Source organism: Pseudomonas sp. Irchel 3E13 (assembly GCF_900187455.1).
GTDB lineage: Bacteria > Pseudomonadota > Gammaproteobacteria > Pseudomonadales > Pseudomonadaceae > Aquipseudomonas.
The window spans coordinates 339,241-355,497 of record NZ_FYDX01000007.1 but is presented as its reverse complement, the minus strand read 5'-3'; the positions used below and the strand labels follow the sequence as shown (position 1 = coordinate 355,497).

15 protein-coding genes are annotated in these 16,257 nt (G+C 62.6%); 10 read left to right on the top strand and 5 right to left on the bottom strand.

Going from position 1 to position 16,257, the window contains the following annotated elements; genetic code table 11:
* The first annotated feature begins 16 nt into the window (after window positions 1-16).
* From CKW37_RS14605 to CKW37_RS14580, 6 genes are all read left to right on the top strand, one after another.
* Window positions 17-1,378 (top strand): aspartate aminotransferase family protein, encoded by a 1,362-nt coding sequence (locus tag CKW37_RS14605; RefSeq protein ID WP_095156414.1) that lies wholly within the window; start codon window positions 17-19, stop codon window positions 1,376-1,378.
* Between the two features lie 161 nt (window positions 1,379-1,539).
* Window positions 1,540-2,637, top strand: coding sequence for a polyamine ABC transporter substrate-binding protein (locus CKW37_RS14600; RefSeq protein WP_095156413.1), 1,098 nt, complete (start codon window positions 1,540-1,542; stop codon window positions 2,635-2,637).
* A 165-nt stretch (window positions 2,638-2,802) separates the two neighbouring features.
* Window positions 2,803-3,897, top strand: coding sequence for a polyamine ABC transporter substrate-binding protein (locus CKW37_RS14595; protein WP_095156412.1), 1,095 nt, complete (start codon window positions 2,803-2,805; stop codon window positions 3,895-3,897).
* Between the two features lie 58 nt (window positions 3,898-3,955).
* Window positions 3,956-5,098: an ABC transporter ATP-binding protein gene (locus CKW37_RS14590; RefSeq protein ID WP_095156411.1), complete on the top strand. Its 1,143-nt coding sequence runs from the start codon at window positions 3,956-3,958 to the stop codon at window positions 5,096-5,098.
* Window positions 5,095-6,015: an ABC transporter permease subunit gene (locus CKW37_RS14585; RefSeq protein WP_095156410.1), complete on the top strand. Its 921-nt coding sequence runs from the start codon at window positions 5,095-5,097 to the stop codon at window positions 6,013-6,015. Before CKW37_RS14590 ends, CKW37_RS14585 begins: the two co-directional genes overlap by 4 nt.
* Window positions 6,012-6,899, top strand: a complete 888-nt coding sequence (locus tag CKW37_RS14580) for an ABC transporter permease subunit (RefSeq protein ID WP_095156409.1) — start codon at window positions 6,012-6,014, stop codon at window positions 6,897-6,899. The genes CKW37_RS14585 and CKW37_RS14580 overlap by 4 nt, the downstream gene beginning before the upstream one ends.
* Before the next feature lie 102 nt (window positions 6,900-7,001).
* Here the strand turns inward: CKW37_RS14580 and CKW37_RS14575 are convergent, their stop codons facing one another.
* On the bottom strand, window positions 7,002-9,383 hold the full coding sequence (locus tag CKW37_RS14575) for a penicillin acylase family protein (RefSeq protein WP_095156408.1): 2,382 nt from the start codon (window positions 9,381-9,383) through the stop codon (window positions 7,002-7,004).
* Between the two features lie 108 nt (window positions 9,384-9,491).
* Between CKW37_RS14575 and CKW37_RS14570 the strand changes: the two genes are divergently transcribed.
* Window positions 9,492-10,040: a sugar O-acetyltransferase gene (locus CKW37_RS14570; protein WP_095156407.1), complete on the top strand. Its 549-nt coding sequence runs from the start codon at window positions 9,492-9,494 to the stop codon at window positions 10,038-10,040.
* Between the two features lie 42 nt (window positions 10,041-10,082).
* Here the strand turns inward: CKW37_RS14570 and CKW37_RS14565 are convergent, their stop codons facing one another.
* The 3 genes from CKW37_RS14565 to CKW37_RS14555 form a co-directional block, all read right to left on the bottom strand.
* On the bottom strand, window positions 10,083-10,358 hold the full coding sequence (locus CKW37_RS14565; protein WP_095156406.1) for a bacteriocin immunity protein: 276 nt from the start codon (window positions 10,356-10,358) through the stop codon (window positions 10,083-10,085).
* The gene (locus CKW37_RS14560; RefSeq protein ID WP_095156405.1) at window positions 10,358-12,562 is read right to left on the bottom strand and encodes an S-type pyocin domain-containing protein; all 2,205 of its coding nucleotides are present in this window, start codon (window positions 12,560-12,562) and stop codon (window positions 10,358-10,360) included. The genes CKW37_RS14565 and CKW37_RS14560 overlap by 1 nt, the downstream gene beginning before the upstream one ends.
* A gap of 99 nt (window positions 12,563-12,661) precedes the next feature.
* Complete coding sequence (locus CKW37_RS14555) at window positions 12,662-13,222, bottom strand: DUF6436 domain-containing protein (RefSeq protein ID WP_095156404.1); 561 nt, start codon at window positions 13,220-13,222, stop codon at window positions 12,662-12,664.
* 100 nt (window positions 13,223-13,322) lie between these two features.
* Between CKW37_RS14555 and CKW37_RS14550 the strand changes: the two genes are divergently transcribed.
* A complete protein-coding gene (locus CKW37_RS14550; RefSeq protein WP_095156403.1) occupies window positions 13,323-14,261 on the top strand; it encodes an alpha/beta hydrolase in 939 nt (312 codons plus the stop codon).
* Here the strand turns inward: CKW37_RS14550 and CKW37_RS14545 are convergent, their stop codons facing one another.
* Window positions 14,262-15,011, bottom strand: coding sequence for a DUF2059 domain-containing protein (locus CKW37_RS14545; protein WP_095156402.1), 750 nt, complete (start codon window positions 15,009-15,011; stop codon window positions 14,262-14,264).
* A 114-nt stretch (window positions 15,012-15,125) separates the two neighbouring features.
* Here CKW37_RS14545 and CKW37_RS14540 point away from each other — a divergent pair, with 114 nt between their 5' ends.
* Both CKW37_RS14540 and CKW37_RS14535 read left to right on the top strand, forming a co-directional pair.
* Window positions 15,126-15,758 carry a 2OG-Fe(II) oxygenase gene (locus CKW37_RS14540; RefSeq protein ID WP_095156401.1) on the top strand — a complete coding sequence of 211 codons (633 nt, stop codon included), beginning with the start codon at window positions 15,126-15,128 and terminating at the stop codon, window positions 15,756-15,758.
* Window positions 15,745-16,239 carry a DUF523 domain-containing protein gene (locus CKW37_RS14535; RefSeq protein WP_095156400.1) on the top strand — a complete coding sequence of 165 codons (495 nt, stop codon included), beginning with the start codon at window positions 15,745-15,747 and terminating at the stop codon, window positions 16,237-16,239. Before CKW37_RS14540 ends, CKW37_RS14535 begins: the two co-directional genes overlap by 14 nt.
* Window positions 16,240-16,257 lie beyond the last annotated feature (18 nt).

The window sequence follows — 16,257 nt, the reverse complement described above, 5'->3', positions numbered from 1 at the left end:
GAAAACGGAGAAGCACATGAGCGTCAAGAACCCGCAAACCCGCGAGTGGCAGGACCTGAGTCGTGATCATCACCTGGCGCCTTTCAGTGACTATAAACAGTTGCAGGAAAAGGGCCCGCGGATCATTACCAAGGCCCAGGGCGTGCACCTGTGGGACAGCGAGGGCAACAAGATCCTCGACGGCATGGCCGGCCTGTGGTGCGTGGCGGTCGGCTATGGCCGTGAAGAACTGGCCGATGCGGCGAGCAAGCAGATGCGCGAGCTGCCGTATTACAACCTGTTCTTCCAGACTGCTCACCCGCCGGCGCTCGAACTGGCCAAGGCGATTTCCGACGTGGCCCCGGAAGGCATGAGCCACGTGTTCTTCACCGGCTCCGGCTCCGAAGGCAATGACACCGTGCTGCGCATGGTCCGTCATTACTGGGCGCTGAAGGGCAAGCCGCAGAAGAAAACCATCATCGGCCGCGTCAACGGCTACCACGGTTCCACCGTGGCCGGTGCCAGCCTGGGCGGCATGTCCGGCATGCACGAGCAGGGCGACCTGCCGATCCCGAACATCGTTCACATCCCGCAGCCATACTGGTTCGGCGAAGGTGGTGACAAGACCCCGGAAGAGTTCGGTATCTGGGCCGCCGAGCAACTGGAGAAGAAGATCCTCGAAGTCGGCGTCGACAACGTCGCCGCCTTTATTGCCGAGCCGATCCAGGGCGCGGGCGGGGTGATCATTCCACCGGAAAGCTACTGGCCGAAGATCAAGGAAATCCTCGCGCGCTACGAGATCCTGTTCGTTGCCGACGAAGTCATCTGCGGTTTCGGCCGCACCGGCGAGTGGTTCGGCTCCGACTACTACGACCTCAAGCCTGACCTGATGACCATCGCCAAGGGCCTGACTTCCGGCTACATCCCAATGGGCGGCGTGATCGTCCGTGACGAAGTGGTCAAGGTGCTTAACGAAGGCGGCGACTTCAACCACGGCTTCACCTATTCCGGCCACCCGGTGGCAGCGGCGGTGGGCCTGGAAAACCTGCGGATTCTGCGCGACGAGAAGATTGTCGAGCGCGTCCACGAGGAAACGGCACCCTATTTGCAGAAACGTCTGCGCGAGCTGAACGACCACCCGCTGGTGGGCGAGGTCCGCGGTCTGGGCATGCTCGGCGCGATCGAACTGGTCAAGGACAAGGCCACGCGTACCCGTTACGAGGGCAAGGGCGTCGGCATGATCTGCCGCCAGTTTTGCTTCGACAACGGCCTGATCATGCGCGCCGTGGGCGACACCATGATCATCGCTCCGCCGCTGGTGATCAGCCGCGAAGAGATTGATGAACTGGTTGAAAAGGCTCGTAAATGCCTGGATCTGACCCTCGAAGCACTGGGCTGATCAACTGCTAGGCTGGCATGGTGGCTTTGCGGCATTGCCGAGGCGGCTCTTTCCTTGAAAGAGCGCCTTGGATCTTGCCAGACTAGTGCCTGTTTCAGCCGGGTGCCGACAGGGCCGGCCGCTGAACAGATGGCTTTATAAAAATTCTGGAGCAATAACGCATGAAGAAAATGGGCAAGACGCTGTTGGCCGTTTCCCTCGCGGGGATGATGGCTAGTGCTGTTCAGGCGGACAACAAGGTCCTCCACGTCTACAACTGGTCCGACTACATCGCCCCGGATACCGTCGCCAAGTTCGAGAAGCAGACGGGCATCAAGGTCGTCTACGACGTCTTCGACAGCAACGAGACCCTGGAAGCCAAGCTGCTGGCGGGCAAGTCCGGCTATGACGTAGTGGTTCCGTCCAACAACTTCCTGGCCAAGCAGATCAAGGCCGGCGTTTACCAGGAGCTGGACCGTTCCAAGCTGGCCAACTGGAAAAACCTCGACGAAGACCTGCTCAAGGCCGTCGGCGACGCCAGCGACAAAGGCAACAAATACGCCTTCCCGTACATGTGGGGCAGCATCGGCATCGGCTACAACCCAGAGAAGGTCAAGGCCGCGCTGGGCGTCGACAAGATCGACTCCTGGGACGTGGTGTTCAAGCCCGAGAACATCGCCAAGCTCAAGAGCTGCGGCGTGAGCTTCCTCGATGCACCGACCGAGATGATTCCGGCCGCGCTGCACTACCTGGGCAAGCCGACCGCGAGCAAGGACAAGGCTGACCTGAAGGCCGCCGAAGACCTGTTCATGAGCATCCGTCCTTCGGTCACCTACTTCCACTCCTCCAAGTACATCTCTGACCTCGCCAACGGCAACATCTGCGTCGCTGTCGGTTACTCGGGTGATCTGGAGCAGTCCAAGGCCCGCGCCCACGAAGCTGGCGACAAGGTCAAGCTGGACTACGTGATTCCGAAAGAAGGTGCCGGCACCTTCTACGACATGGTCGCCATTCCGAAGGATGCCGAGAACGTCGACGCCGCCTACCAGTGGATGAACTTCCTGCTGCAGCCGGAAATCATGGCCGAGATCACCAACTCCGTGCGCTTCCCGAACGGCAACAAGGCCGCCACTGCGCTGGTAGACAAAGACATCTCCGGCGATCCGAGCATCTACCCGTCGGATGAAGTGAAGAAACAACTCTATGCGATCAGCGACCAGGACCCGGCCACCCTGCGCCTGGTGACTCGTAGCTGGACCAAGATCAAGTCGGGCAAGTAACCCGGCCTGACCCCCCCAGGCGCGGTGAAAGCCGCGTCCTGTGGGGGCTGCAATGCAAAATTCTTTTGCTGGTCAGGTGTATCGAAGGTAAGTTGCGCGCCGGTTTGCATGGCCGGCAGGTATTTCTGCCGTATGCCACGGGCACTAATGTAGAGGACCTCCCACTTGTCTATTTCCGTATTTCGCAAGGCCGTCATGGCTGGAGCGGGTCTGACGCTGGCTTGCAGCGTCCAAGCGGCGCCCACGGTGCACATCTACAACTGGTCGGACTACATCGGCCAGACCACACTCGCGGACTTCGAAAAGTCGACCGGCATCAAGCCGCTGTATGACGTGTTCGATTCCAATGAAACCCTGGAAGGCAAGCTCCTGGCCGGTCGCACCGGCTATGACGTAGTCGTGCCGTCCAACCATTTCCTCGGCAAGCAGATCAAAGCCGGCGCGTTCCAGAAGCTCGACCGTGCGCAGTTGCCGAACTGGGAGAATCTCGACCCCGCCCTGCTCAAGCGCCTGGAGCGCAACGACCCGGGCAACCAGTACGCCGTGCCGTACCTGTGGGGCACCAACGGCATTGGCTACAACGTCGAGAAGGTCAAAGCGGTGCTCGGCACCGACAAGATCGACTCCTGGGCCATGCTGTTCGAGCCGGAGAACATCAAGAAACTCTCCAGTTGCGGCGTCGCCTTCCTCGACTCGGCGGATGAAATGCTGCCGGCCGTACTGAATTACATGGGGCTCAACCCCAACAGCGAAAACCCCAAGGACTATGAAGCCGCCGAGAAGAAACTGCTCGCCGTGCGTCCTTACGTGACCTACTTCCATTCTTCCAAGTACATATCCGATCTCGCCAATGGCGATATCTGCGTCGCCGCGGGCTTCTCCGGCGACATCTTCCAGGCCAAGGCCCGTGCTGAAGAAGCCGGCAAGGGCGTGGAAGTGGCGTATGTGATCCCCAAGGAAGGCGGCAACCTCTGGTTCGACATGCTGGCCATCCCCAAGGATGCCGGCAACGTCAAAGAGGCCCACACCTTCATCAACTATCTGCTCAAGCCTGAGGTCATTGCCCAGGTCAGCGATTACGTTGGTTATGCCAACCCTAACCCCAAGGCTGGCGACCTGATGGACCAGGATGTTCGCAAGGACGCGGCGGTTTATCCGCCGCAGGAAGTGCTGGACAAGTTGTACGTCAACTCTGAGCTACCGCCCAAAGTGCAACGTTTGATGACCCGCATCTGGACCAAGGTCAAGTCGGGCAAATAAAAATCCGTACCCGTCACGGCAGGGGCGGGTACAGAACATTCTGTTGGGAGTTTCACACATGGCAGTTGCCTCCGGCGCCTACAAAAAAGCCCTCGAGGGCGATCAGCAACCTAAACAGGTGCTGGTCAAGATCGACCGGGTCACAAAGAAGTTCGACGAAACCATCGCGGTGGACGATGTCTCGCTCGAAATTAAAAAGGGTGAGATCTTCGCGTTGCTCGGCGGCTCCGGTTCGGGTAAATCCACCCTGCTGCGCATGCTGGCCGGTTTCGAGCGTCCGACCGAGGGGCGTATTTTCCTCGATGGCGTCGACATTACCGACATGCCGCCGTACGAGCGGCCCATCAACATGATGTTCCAGTCCTACGCGCTGTTCCCGCACATGACCGTGGCGCAGAACATCGCCTTCGGCCTGCAGCAGGACAAGATGCCCAAGGCCGAGATCGAAGCCCGCGTGGCCGAGATGCTCAAGCTGGTGCACATGACCCAGTACGCCAAGCGCAAGCCGCACCAGCTCTCCGGCGGCCAGCGTCAGCGCGTCGCCCTGGCCCGTTCGCTGGCCAAGAGCCCCAAGCTGCTGCTGCTCGATGAGCCGATGGGGGCACTGGACAAGAAACTGCGTTCGCAGATGCAGCTCGAACTGGTGGAAATCATCGAGCGGGTCGGCGTGACCTGCGTGATGGTGACCCACGACCAGGAAGAGGCCATGACCATGGCCCAGCGCATCGCCATCATGCACCTGGGCTGGATTGCCCAGATCGGCAGCCCGATCGACGTCTACGAGACCCCGACCAGCCGCCTGGTCTGCGAGTTCATCGGCAACGTCAACCTGTTCGACGGTGAAGTGGTCGACGACGCCGAAGGCCACGCGCGCATCGCCAGCCCCGAGCTCGAGCGCCACATCTACGTCGGCCACGGCATCACCACCTCGGTGGAAGACAAGCGCATCACCTACGCCCTGCGCCCGGAAAAACTCCTGGTAACGACCCAGCAGCCTACCTGCGAGTACAACTGGTCGCGCGGCAAGGTCCACGACATCGCCTACCTGGGCGGCCACTCGGTGTTCTACGTCGAGCTGCCGAGCGGCAAGATCGTCCAGTCCTTCGTCGCCAACGCTGAACGTCAGGGCTCGCGCCCAACCTGGGGCGATGAAGTGTACGTGTGGTGGGAAGACGACAGCGGCGTGGTACTGCGGTCATGAACATGCGCAAGCTCAAGCGAGCCCTCAATCGCATAACACCCGAGGGGCGCCACCTGGTCATCGGCGCCCCGTTCCTGTGGCTGTTCCTGTTCTTCATGCTGCCGTTCTTCATCGTTCTGAAGATCAGCTTCGCTGAAGCGGATGTGGCGATCCCGCCGTATACCGAGATCTACAGCTACGTCGAAGACAAGATCCAGGTGGTCCTCAACCTGGCCAACTATGGCCTGCTGACCCAGGACGAGCTGTACATCTCGGCCTACCTGGGCTCGTTGAAAATGGCCTTCTTCAGCACGCTGCTATGCCTGCTGATCGGCTACCCGATGGCCTACGCCATTGCCAATGCGCGCAAGGACATCCAGACCGTCCTGCTGCTGCTGATCATGATGCCGACCTGGACTGCGATCCTGATCCGCGTCTACGCCTGGATGGGCATCCTCAGCAACAACGGCCTGCTCAACGCCTTCCTGATGTGGCTGGGGTTGATCGACGAACCGCTGCAGATCCTCAATACCAACCTCGCGGTGTACATCGGCGTGGTCTATTCGTATCTGCCGTTCATGATCCTGCCGCTGTTCGCCAACCTGGTGAAACACGACCAGAGCCTGCTGGAAGCCGCGTCCGACCTGGGTTCGAGCACCTTCAACAGCTTCTGGAAGATCACCGTGCCGCTGTCGAAAAACGGCATCATCGCCGGCTGCATGCTGGTGTTCATTCCGGTGGTGGGCGAGTTCGTCATCCCCGAGCTGCTCGGCGGCCCGGAAACCCTGATGATCGGTAAGGTGCTCTGGCAAGAGTTCTTCAACAACCGCGACTGGCCGGTGGCGTCCGCCCTGGCGGTGGTCATGCTGGCGATCCTGATCGTGCCAATCCTCCTGTTCAACCGCAGTCAGGCCAAAGAGATGGAGGGCAGGGCATGAAGCGTTTCGGATTCTCCAAGCTGATGCTGGTGCTCGGCCTGCTGTTCATCTACCTGCCGATGCTGATCCTGGTGATCTACTCGTTCAACGCCTCCAAGCTGGTGACGGTCTGGGGCGGCTGGTCGGTGAAGTGGTACGTCGGCCTGCTCGACAACACCCAGCTCATGGGCTCGGTGATGCGCTCGCTGGAAATCGCCTGCTACACCGCGGTTGCCGCAGTGGCGCTGGGCACCCTGGCCGCCTTCGTGCTGACCCGCGTGACCCGCTTCAAGGGCCGCACGCTGTTCGGCGGCCTGGTCACCGCGCCGCTGGTCATGCCTGAAGTGATCACCGGTCTGTCGCTGTTGCTGCTGTTCGTGGCCATGGCACAGATGATTGGCTGGCCGCAGGAGCGTGGCATCGTCACCATCTGGATCGCCCACACCACCTTCTGTGCCGCGTATGTCGCGGTGGTGGTCTCGGCCCGCTTGCGCGAGCTGGACCTGTCCATCGAAGAAGCGGCCATGGACCTGGGTGCACGGCCGTGGAAGGTGTTCTTCCTGATCACCATCCCGATGATCGCGCCGTCGCTGGCGGCGGGCGGCATGATGTCCTTCGCCCTGTCGCTGGATGACCTGGTACTGGCGAGCTTCGTGTCCGGTCCTGGTTCCACCACCTTGCCGATGGAAGTGTTCTCGGCGGTGCGTCTGGGCGTGAAGCCCGAAATCAACGCCGTGGCCAGCCTGATCCTGCTGGTGGTGTCGTTTGCCACCTTCCTGATCTGGTACTTCAGCCGCCGTGCCGAAGAGCGCCGCAAGCGCGCGATTCAGCAGGCGATCGAAGAGAGCGCTGCGGATTCGTGGAAACAGCCGGATGTGCGTCGCCCGGCGGCGGCTCAGGCTTGATCTGCTGAACGTCATCGCGACGGTTCGGCGCCCCGACAAGCTCGCTCCTACAGGTAACGCAATCCTGTAGGAGCGAGCTCGCTCGCGATGCGGCCCCTCGATCTATCTCCCCGGCACCAACCGCAACGTCCCCTCCGTCTCCCCCGCCAGCCCCAACCAGGCCCGCTGGTATTTCCCCTCGATATACGCCTTCGCCTGATCCGCATAATGCCGATCAAACAGCACCCCACTCTGCCCAACCGGATTGATGCTCAGCGCCGTCCCTGCATCGGCGAAATCGATCAGCCGCCGCGTCGACGGGCCATAAGTCACCGGCCATGGCGCCGGGCCGATCTTCGCCGACAGGTTGTTCGGCACCTCATGCGTCCCCGGCGCGGCGAACGGTCCGACGTTGAACAAACGGTCCAGCGGCTTCTGCATGCCCAGCGGATGGCCGTGGGTCAGGGTGTGCGCCTTGCCCCACTGCCAGCTCGCCGGGTCTGTGCCGAGGGTGTCGCGCAGGTGCGCCAGGGTCTTGTCCCAGGCGCGCTTGACCACCGCCGCACGACTACCGCGCTCGCTGCTGCCCTGGCTGTCCCACCACGGCGAATCGGCGTCGGCGGCGAGGCGCGGCAGGGCGGCATCGATCACCCGGGTCGACAGCAGCGTCTGGAACCAGCTATCGCCCAGCTCGTCGTGCATCGCCGCATACGCCAGCTCATAGAGAAACTGGTTGAACAGCGTGGCGTTGACCGAATCCAGCGGGTAGTCGCCGCGCCAGCCGGCCAATTGTTCCACCAGTTCGCGTCCTTGCTCGTCCTGCACCACCTGGCGCAACACCCCGAGCAGCGGCCCCAGGGTGCGCGGGCCGTAATCGGTGCTGCTCCCCAGTTGCAGCGCCTGACTGTTTTGCAGGTCCCATTTGATCTGCGTGTCGGCCAGTTGCCGGTCGAGCTGCTGACCACGATCCGCGAGGTTGTAGTAACCGGGAACGACCATGCCGCTGGGTGATAGCGGCTGGAAGTTGGCGGAGACGATATAACCGCTGGCCGGGTTCTCCGACTGCGGGTTGGCGCTGAACGGGTAGAAACCGGATTTGTCGGCCTGGGCGGTGCTGCCGTCGAGGATAAAGGCCGGGTTCACGCCGTCCGGGCGCACCGGCAGCGCTGCTGCGGCCCACCAGCCGATATCGCCCTTGGCATTGGCCCAGATGAAGTTCAGGCCCGGCGCCTGGACCTTCTGCACGGCGCTGCGCATGGCGTCCAGGGTGCTGGCGCGGTTGATCGCGTAGAAACCGTCGAGAATCGGGTTCTCGGTTTCCAGAAAGGCCCACCACATGGCGATCGGCGTCGGGCCCGCGTCCTGGCCGATCACTTTGTTGACGATTGGGCCGTGGGGCGAGCGCAGCAGGGTGATGGTCTTGTCCGCCTCGCCTTTGACCTTGATGGTCTGTTCGGTACGGGTCAGTGCCTGCCACTGGCCACCGACCATGACCTGATCAGGGTTGTCCGGGTTGACCCGCTCGGCGATCAGGTCGATGTCGTCGTTCTGGAACATGGTCAGGCTCCAGCCGAATTCGCGGTTGTGCCCGAGGGAAGCAAAGGGGTTGAGCGCCTGGTAGTAGCCGTACAGGTGAAAGCCCGGCGCCGACAGCTCGGCCTCGTACCACACCGCCGGGACCGAGAAGCGAATATGCGGGTCGCCAGCCAGCAACGGCTTGCCGCTCTGGGTGCGACGGCCGCTCACGGCCCAGGCATTGCTGCCCTCGAACTGCGGCAGGCCGGCTTCGCCAAGAGCTTGCTGGCTGACCAGCGCCAGTTGGCTCAGGCTGTTCCAGTCGGCATCGGCCAGTGCCGGCGCCTTTTGCAGCACGCCGTCCGGGTGCCAGTCGAGGTCGAAGACCTTCAGGTAGTCGTTGCCGAGGTGGTCGCGGATGAAGGTCAGCAACGGCTCGGTGCGAAACGCCGCGGCGAAGCTGTAGGCCATGAAACCGGCGATGCTCACTGTGTCCTGGGCCGTGAAGGGGCGCGGCGTGATGCCCAGCGCATCGAACTCCATGGGTTTTGGATGCGTGGCTTGCCACGCATTTACGCCGTCGAGGTAGGCCTGCAGCGCTTTCCAGGCTGGGGAATGCTTGTCCTGTCGATCCACGTAGACCTGCGCCTGATCGGCAATGCGCAGGCTGCGGAACAGGGTGTCGGTGTCCACCAGCTTTGGCCCCAGCACCTCGGCCAGTTCGCCCCGAGCCAGGCGCCGGGTGATTTCCATCTGGAAGAGCCGGTCCTGGGCATGGACATAGCCGAGGGCGCGGTACAGGTCGTTTTCGTTCTGGGCCTGGATATGCGGAACGCCGCGCTCGTCGTAGCGCACGCTCACTGGCGCCTGAAGATTCGCCAGGACCAATTCGCCGTTGCGCAGCGGCTGTTTGCCCTGCACATACCAATAGCCACCACCCGCGGCCACGGCGACGATGGCGACGGCGAGAAGGGAGAGACTGCGTTTCATCGAAGCTCCTTGCAACGGGTCCGGAGGATCTTTCTTCCAGTGAGTCGGTCATCTTTCGGACAGAGGATAGACTTTTGCAACCTAACCCATCAGCCAGGAGTTGCGGCAATGGATCTCAGCGAAAAACAGAAAATGCTCACAGGCCAGCTCTATCGGGCCTCCTGCCCGGAATTACAGGCCGAGCAGATTGCCAACAAACACTGGATGCAGGGCTACAACAACTCCGCCGACCTGCTCAACGAACAGCGCCATGAACTGCTGGCCGCGCACTTCGCCAGGGTCGGCGCGGACGCGGTGATCCGCCCACCGTTCTATTGCGACTACGGCTACAACATCGACCTGGGCGCGCGGGTCTTCATGAACTTCAACTGCGTAATTCTCGACGTTTGCCCGGTCAGCATCGGCGACGACTGCCAGATCGGCCCGGCGGTGCAGATCTATACCGCCGACCATCCCCGCGACCCGGAACTGCGCCGCAGCGGCCTGGAAAGCGGCAAGCCGGTGAAGATCGGCCGCAACGTGTGGATCGGCGGCGGGGCAATCATCCTGCCAGGGGTGACCGTTGGCGATAACGCCGTCATTGGCGCCGGCAGCGTGGTGACCCGCGATGTGCCGGCGGGCGCGACGGTGGTGGGGAATCCGGCGCGGGTGCGCTAAGCGGGAAACGCCGCTATCGCATGGGGCGATAGCGGCGTTGGGTCAGGCGGGTTTGAAGCCGGGTTTGTTGTTGGCCGCGCGCCATTCTTTTACGCTTTTGACGACGCCTTCGGGGCTGTCCTCGGAGCCTTCTGGCGGGTAGTAGACGACATCGGAGCCACTGGGATGCTCCGTAATTGCTTCGAAGTGGTCCAGAAGTCGACCTTTCCAGGCCCCGTATGCGTTGCCTTCCAGCGGTGAATCATTTCGGAAAAATAACGTCACGAATGCCAGAAATTCGGCTTCCGTGTAGTCCTCGATACGTGGCTTTAGATCCATTAGTTCTTCTCCTTTTGGTGAGCTTCGACATGGGATTTCGGCGTCAGGATGACCAAATTGTCCAGATCATAAACAGCTCCGCCTTTTGCGATTGGATGGATGTGGTGTAATTCAAAACTCCGTCTTTTTCCCCTTTGCTCCGATTTCGGAGTCACAGGCGCTTTTCCTTTACGCATCTCGTCCAGGCTCGCTTGCATAAAGCTCTTGCTCAACTCTGGATCGGCAGCCGCTGCTTTCCAGATTGCCTCACGCATCTTGCCCCATCTGCTGAACTGCTTGCCCCGTAACTGATCCGCAATCTGCGCCGGAATCGGTGCTCCCTCTGGACTGGTCATTGCATCTCGCCAGCCAGGAATCGTCCTCCCGTTTCCAGCGCCGACCCCCGCATAATCCCGCGGGTTCTTGAACATGACATAAACAGGCTCAAGCCCCGAGTCCGCCGGGAAGGTGATGATGTAGTCGTCGAAATGGATGTCATCCCCTGCAGGAAAAGGCAGGAGCTGGGGCTGGTTCTTGAGCCCGATCTGGCCGGGATAGAGCGACGCCGGGCGTTGCCCCGCCGGCAGGCTGGTGGAGCTGTCCGTAGGAGGCGCTCCAGGTGTCCACAGAATCGTGATCGGACCGGGGCCGTCGGTAATGAAGGTGTAGGCACCCTTTTCGGCATCCCAGGTCGCGGCTCGCACCGGTACGTCGGCGGACGCCTGATCGTTGCCGGTGGGGATAATGCGGATTGTGGAGTCGTCACCGACCAGTCCGGAAATCAGCCGCATCGGTAGTGCAAAGTGCTCGCCGATGCTTTCCAGCAACTGCTGGGTATCGAAATCCAGCTTCATGCTGGTGAGCGGTACGCTGAGCCCGTGACGCCCGCCTTCCTCCAGCTTCATGGAGAACACCACCAGCGCCGCGAAATAGAGGCCCACGCGAGGCAAGCCGCCGACACGGCTGCCGACAGAAAGCAGCGCCTTGCCCATCGCTGGACGTACCGACTCGAACACCGCCATTGAAGAGGCGTTCGGCGTCATGACCTGGGGCAGGCCCATGCTGGCGACGGTCAAGCTATAGGTGGCCGGGCGTTGGGGAGTCTCGATGCCTTCAAGCGCCGCCAGGCGCACCAGTTCGCTGCGGGCATCGGCGAGGGCGCGCTCTATTTGCTCCTCGTAGGTGGCCATCCGCTGCAGCTCTGCGGGCCAGCTTTCCTGATGCGCATCAAGGGTGTGCACCACCGTCTGCAGCAGGGCCTCCCGATCTACGCGGTTCTGTTCTGAGGCCGACTCCGTATTGCCCGATGTGAGGCGGTTGTGCAGGAAGCCGCGTTCTACATCGAGCTTTTGAGCCTGGATATTGGCCTCGGCGCGGGACGCGTACGCTGCGTTTCTGGCCATGAGCAGCGCGGTGATTTCTTCGGCGAGGTCTCTGGCATGAAGGGCGGCGGTTTCCTGGGTGACGTTGTCTTGCTGATGGCGCGAGAAGTGTTCAAGGCGCTCCTCCATCTCGCGCAGATCGACAAGGTGCTGAAACCTCGCCTCGTCCAGCCTGACTTGCGCCAGTTCGACCGCCTGCGCCTGTTCGGTGAGACGTTGGTCGGCGCTTTGGTGAAGACGGGTCTGCGCCTTGACCCGTTCCACCGCGAGCTTGTTGGCCCGGGCGGTCAGCACATCGATGGATCTGGTCAGCAGGCGTGCTTCAAACGCGGCTTTGTAGGAGACGAGCCAGGTTTGTTTCGGATCAGGGACGCCGCCTTCGCGCGTGGCAATGCGAAGAAAATCGACGGTGGTTTTGTTGACGGGATCTTCGCCGTAGAACGCCCGGGCGCTTTCCCAGATCGGGGGCAGTGCTGCGCGCTTTTCCTCCAGCAAGCTGTTGATGGTGGCGGTTTTATGGTCGTACGACTGAAACGGGCCACTGGTGCTCGGCGGTGCGGTGCGTGCCTTCAACTCCTCAGTCAGGCGGGTGTTTAGCTGCTTTTCATTGTCGGCGTGTTGTTGCTCGACGCTTCGTTTGTCGTCCTGGAACTCCTTGGCCAGTTCGATAACCAACTTGCCAGGTTCAAGGACGGTCGTGACGTAGTCGGCGGGGTTGAAGCGTTGGGGTGCGAAATGGCGGGGAAAAACGTGGTAGCGGGGGATGAGGTTGTGTTCCAGCCGCCACGGAATTCGGGTGCTGTGAACAGTTTGTGCGGGCAAAACGATAGTTTGTCTCGACATACAGGCGCTCCTTTGCGTGTATGTGCGAAACCTACGGAGCGTTGCCCTCCTGCAAGATGTAGATAGTTATCGACGTGATGCCGGGTATTTCAGCCCTGTTCACTCATTCCACGGGCAATAACACCCCACCGCCATGGTCTGGGTCACCTTCACCGGCCGGCCTTGGGTCAGCGCCTGCAGGATCGGTTCGATAAAGCTGTTGTTGGCATTGCAGGTCGCGCCTTCGCTGTAGGGGCCGAAGTACGCGAGGTCGCCGTTCTGGTCCCAGATCGCCACGGCGGGACTGGCCGGTAGGTGCTCGGCGCCGGGCAGGCTGGCGATCGGCTGGAGGGCGGCAAGGGTGGTGGGCAACTGGCCGCGGCTGCCGGGCTTTTGCAGGACGTGGAAGGACACGCCCTGCGGCGCGTAGTGTTCGATCAGTTCGGCCAGGTGCTGCTGGTTGCCAACGTTGCACGGGCAGGCCGGGTCCCAGAAGTGCACCAGGCGGATCGGGCCGGGGCCGGCCAGTTCGGCGGGCAGGCGCAGGTGGTCGCCGGCGAACAGCGCGGTCTGGTTGTCGAAGGGGCGCAGGTAGCGACTCTGGAAGCTGTCGTACGCCCACCACAGGCCGGCGGCGCAGAGCAGCAGGGTCAGGGCGGCGAGCAAATTTTTCCCAGACATCGAACACACCGGCAATCATGGAGGGCGGCTAGCTTGCCATGCCCCCGCCGACAGATGAATATCGCAGATCAATCCTTTGCACTCTCAACGGAAGCCGTCCATGTCCGCCTCGTTCCAAGCCGATTCCCTGCGTGCCAGCCTGCAACCGCTGGCGGCCCGTCAGCCGCTGTCGAGCGCGGGGCAGGCGTATCAGCGTTTCTACGGCCTGGACCTGCCTGGGCACGAGGGCGTGCAGAGCTGGCTGGGGCGCTTCGACTGCGCAGGGTTCGAGGTGGTGAGCCAGGTCTGGCTGCCCGCCGCGCCGGTTGCGACGCTGGTGTTGCTGCACGGTTTCTACGATCACATGGGGCTGTACCGGCATGTCATCGACTGGGCGCTGGAGCAGCGCTTCGCGGTGATTTCCTGCGATCTGCCGGGGCACGGGTTGTCCAGCGGAGAGCGGGCCAGCATCGATGATTTCGCGGTGTACCAGCAGGTGCTCGACCGGTTGTTCGAACAGGCCGGCGAGTTGAATCTGCCGCAGCCCTGGCACCTGTGCGGGCAGAGCACGGGCGGCGCCATTGTCGTCGATCACCTGCTGCATCGCGGGGCGGACAGCCCGGCGCAGGGCCAGGTGATCCTGCTCGCGCCTTTGGTGCGGCCGCGTGCGTGGCTGTGGTCGAGGCTCAGCTACTGGATGCTGCGTCCTTTCGTGAACGGCATCGAACGGCGCTTCAGCGAAAACACCCATGACCCGACCTTCCTGCCGTTTCTCCAGGCCGACCCGCTGCAGCCGCGGCGGCTGCCCACCGCCTGGGTCGGCGCGTTGCTGGCGTGGGTCAAGCGTATCGAGGCGGCGCCGGGGAGTTCGCGTCGGCTACTGATCGTGCAGGGCGAGGGCGATATGACGGTGGACTGGCGGTACAACCTGGACGTGCTCAAGCGCAAGTTCGATGCGCCGCAGATCCTGTTGTTGCCGCAGGCGCGGCATCATCTGGCCAATGAGCTGCCGGAGATTCGGCAGCGCTATTTCGACTTCATCGGCCAGCGGCTGGGCTGATTACTTGAGGTCAGACGTACTCTGGCCCACGGCCAGGCCGGCACGAATGGCGGACAGGGCGGCCTTGTAATAGGCCTGGCCCTCGTTGGACTCGGCGAAGGTCGAGAACTCTTCCAGCTCGGCGTCAGACAGGTCGCGGTAGACATACAGCAGGGTGTTGTTGAGGTCTTCGCCGATCTGTTCCATCAACCGCTGGCGCTGGCCATCGAGCAGGCCCTGGGCCTGGCCGCCGCCAAACAGGCCGGGAATCATCTGGCTGAGGCTGTCGGCGGCGACGCCAGCGATCGCCAGGCTGACCTCGGCACCGGCCTCGCGGGCCGGCAGCGCCTGGGCCAGGTGGCCGATGATCAGCAGGCGAGTATCACTGGCCTCGACTTTCGGCAGGCCCTTGGCGTTCTTCGCCAACTGGTCGCGGCGGGTGGCCATCAGCTCGGCGGCCACGACCTTGCGGCCCAGCGGCGACTGGAAGAAGGTCAGCGCGGGTGCGGGATCTTTCAGATGGGCGCGCAGCTGGGCTTCGGCGCGACGATCGACGGCCTTGGCTTCGAAGCGCTGGTTGCTGTTGTCGACCAGCGCCTGGAATACCGCGGGCGGCAGGCTTTTCTGATAGCGCTGCTGGGCGGCGGCGATGGCATCGGAGAAGTGGGCGCGCTGTTCAGGCCAGCCGGCAACTTTGTAGAGCTGATCGAGGGTGTCTGCCCAGACAGGCGTGGTGCAGATCATCAACAGCAGAAAAAACAAACGGCGCATTCAGGACTCCTGTCGGCAGGCCGCTATTGTCCGTGGCCTTGCGGGGCTTTGTCGAGACGCCTGTGCAGCCATGCGACCAAGTGGCCCTGTCGAATTTTCCGGCAGCCCGATACTATGCGCGCCATGCACACATCCTCCGAACACCCGCAATTGCTCAGCATCGTCGATGACCTGGCCGGCCAGGGCTGGTCGCGGCAGGAGATTTTCCTGCCCGAGGCCCTGACCCGCGCATTGGCGGTCGAGTGCCGCCAGCGTGCGGCCGAAGGCGAGCTGGCGCCGGCGGGGGTGGGGCGCGGTCAGGGTCAGGACGTTCGCGAAGGCATTCGCGGCGACCATATCCTCTGGCTCGAGCCCGGGCAATCGGAGGCGTGCGACCAGTATCTGGCGCTGATGGACAGCCTGCGTGAAGCGCTCAACCGCGACTTCTATCTCGGCCTGGAAGACTTCGAGTGCCATTTCGCGATGTACCCGCCGGGCACCTTCTACCGCAAGCACCTCGACCGCTTCCGCGATGACGACCGCCGTACCGTCTCGGCGATCATCTACCTCAATGAACAGTGGTTGCCGGAAGACGGCGGCCAGTTGCGCATGTTCCTCAAGGACGGCTCGGAGCGGGACGCGTTGCCGGTGGGCGGCAGCCTGATCGTGTTCATGTCCGCCGATCTGCCCCATGAAGTGCTCCCGGCCAGCCGCGAGCGCCTGTCCGTCACTGGTTGGTTCCGCCGTCGTGGCAATGATCCGTTCTGAATTGCCGAAGGTGCTGGTGAGCGCCTGCCTGCTCGGCCAGCCGGTGCGCTACGACGGCCGCGCCAGTGGTCATCCCGATGTGTTGCAAGCCTGGCAGCGCGAAGGTCGCGTGGTGCCGCTGTGCCCGGAAGTGGCCGGCGGGCTGCCAACGCCGCGTCCGCCCGCGGAAATTCCCGGTGGGCAGGGCGGGGCGGTGCTGGACGGAGATGCGCAGGTGGTGACCATTGTCGGCGAGGATGTCAGCGCGGCGTTTCTGGCGGGGGCCCGGCTGGCGCTGGAGCTGGTGCGGCGCCACGGGATTCGGGTGGCGGTGCTCAAGTCCGGGAGCCCGTCTTGTGGTAACCGGCTGGTCTATGACGGGACGTTCAGCGGCAGCAAGATTAGTGGCGAAGGCGTGACCAGTGCCTTGCTGCGGCGTGAAGGGGTGCTGGTGTTCAGTGAGCTGGAGCTGGATGAGGCGGCCAGGGCGCTAGGCCGGTAGGCCTCATCGCTGGCAAGC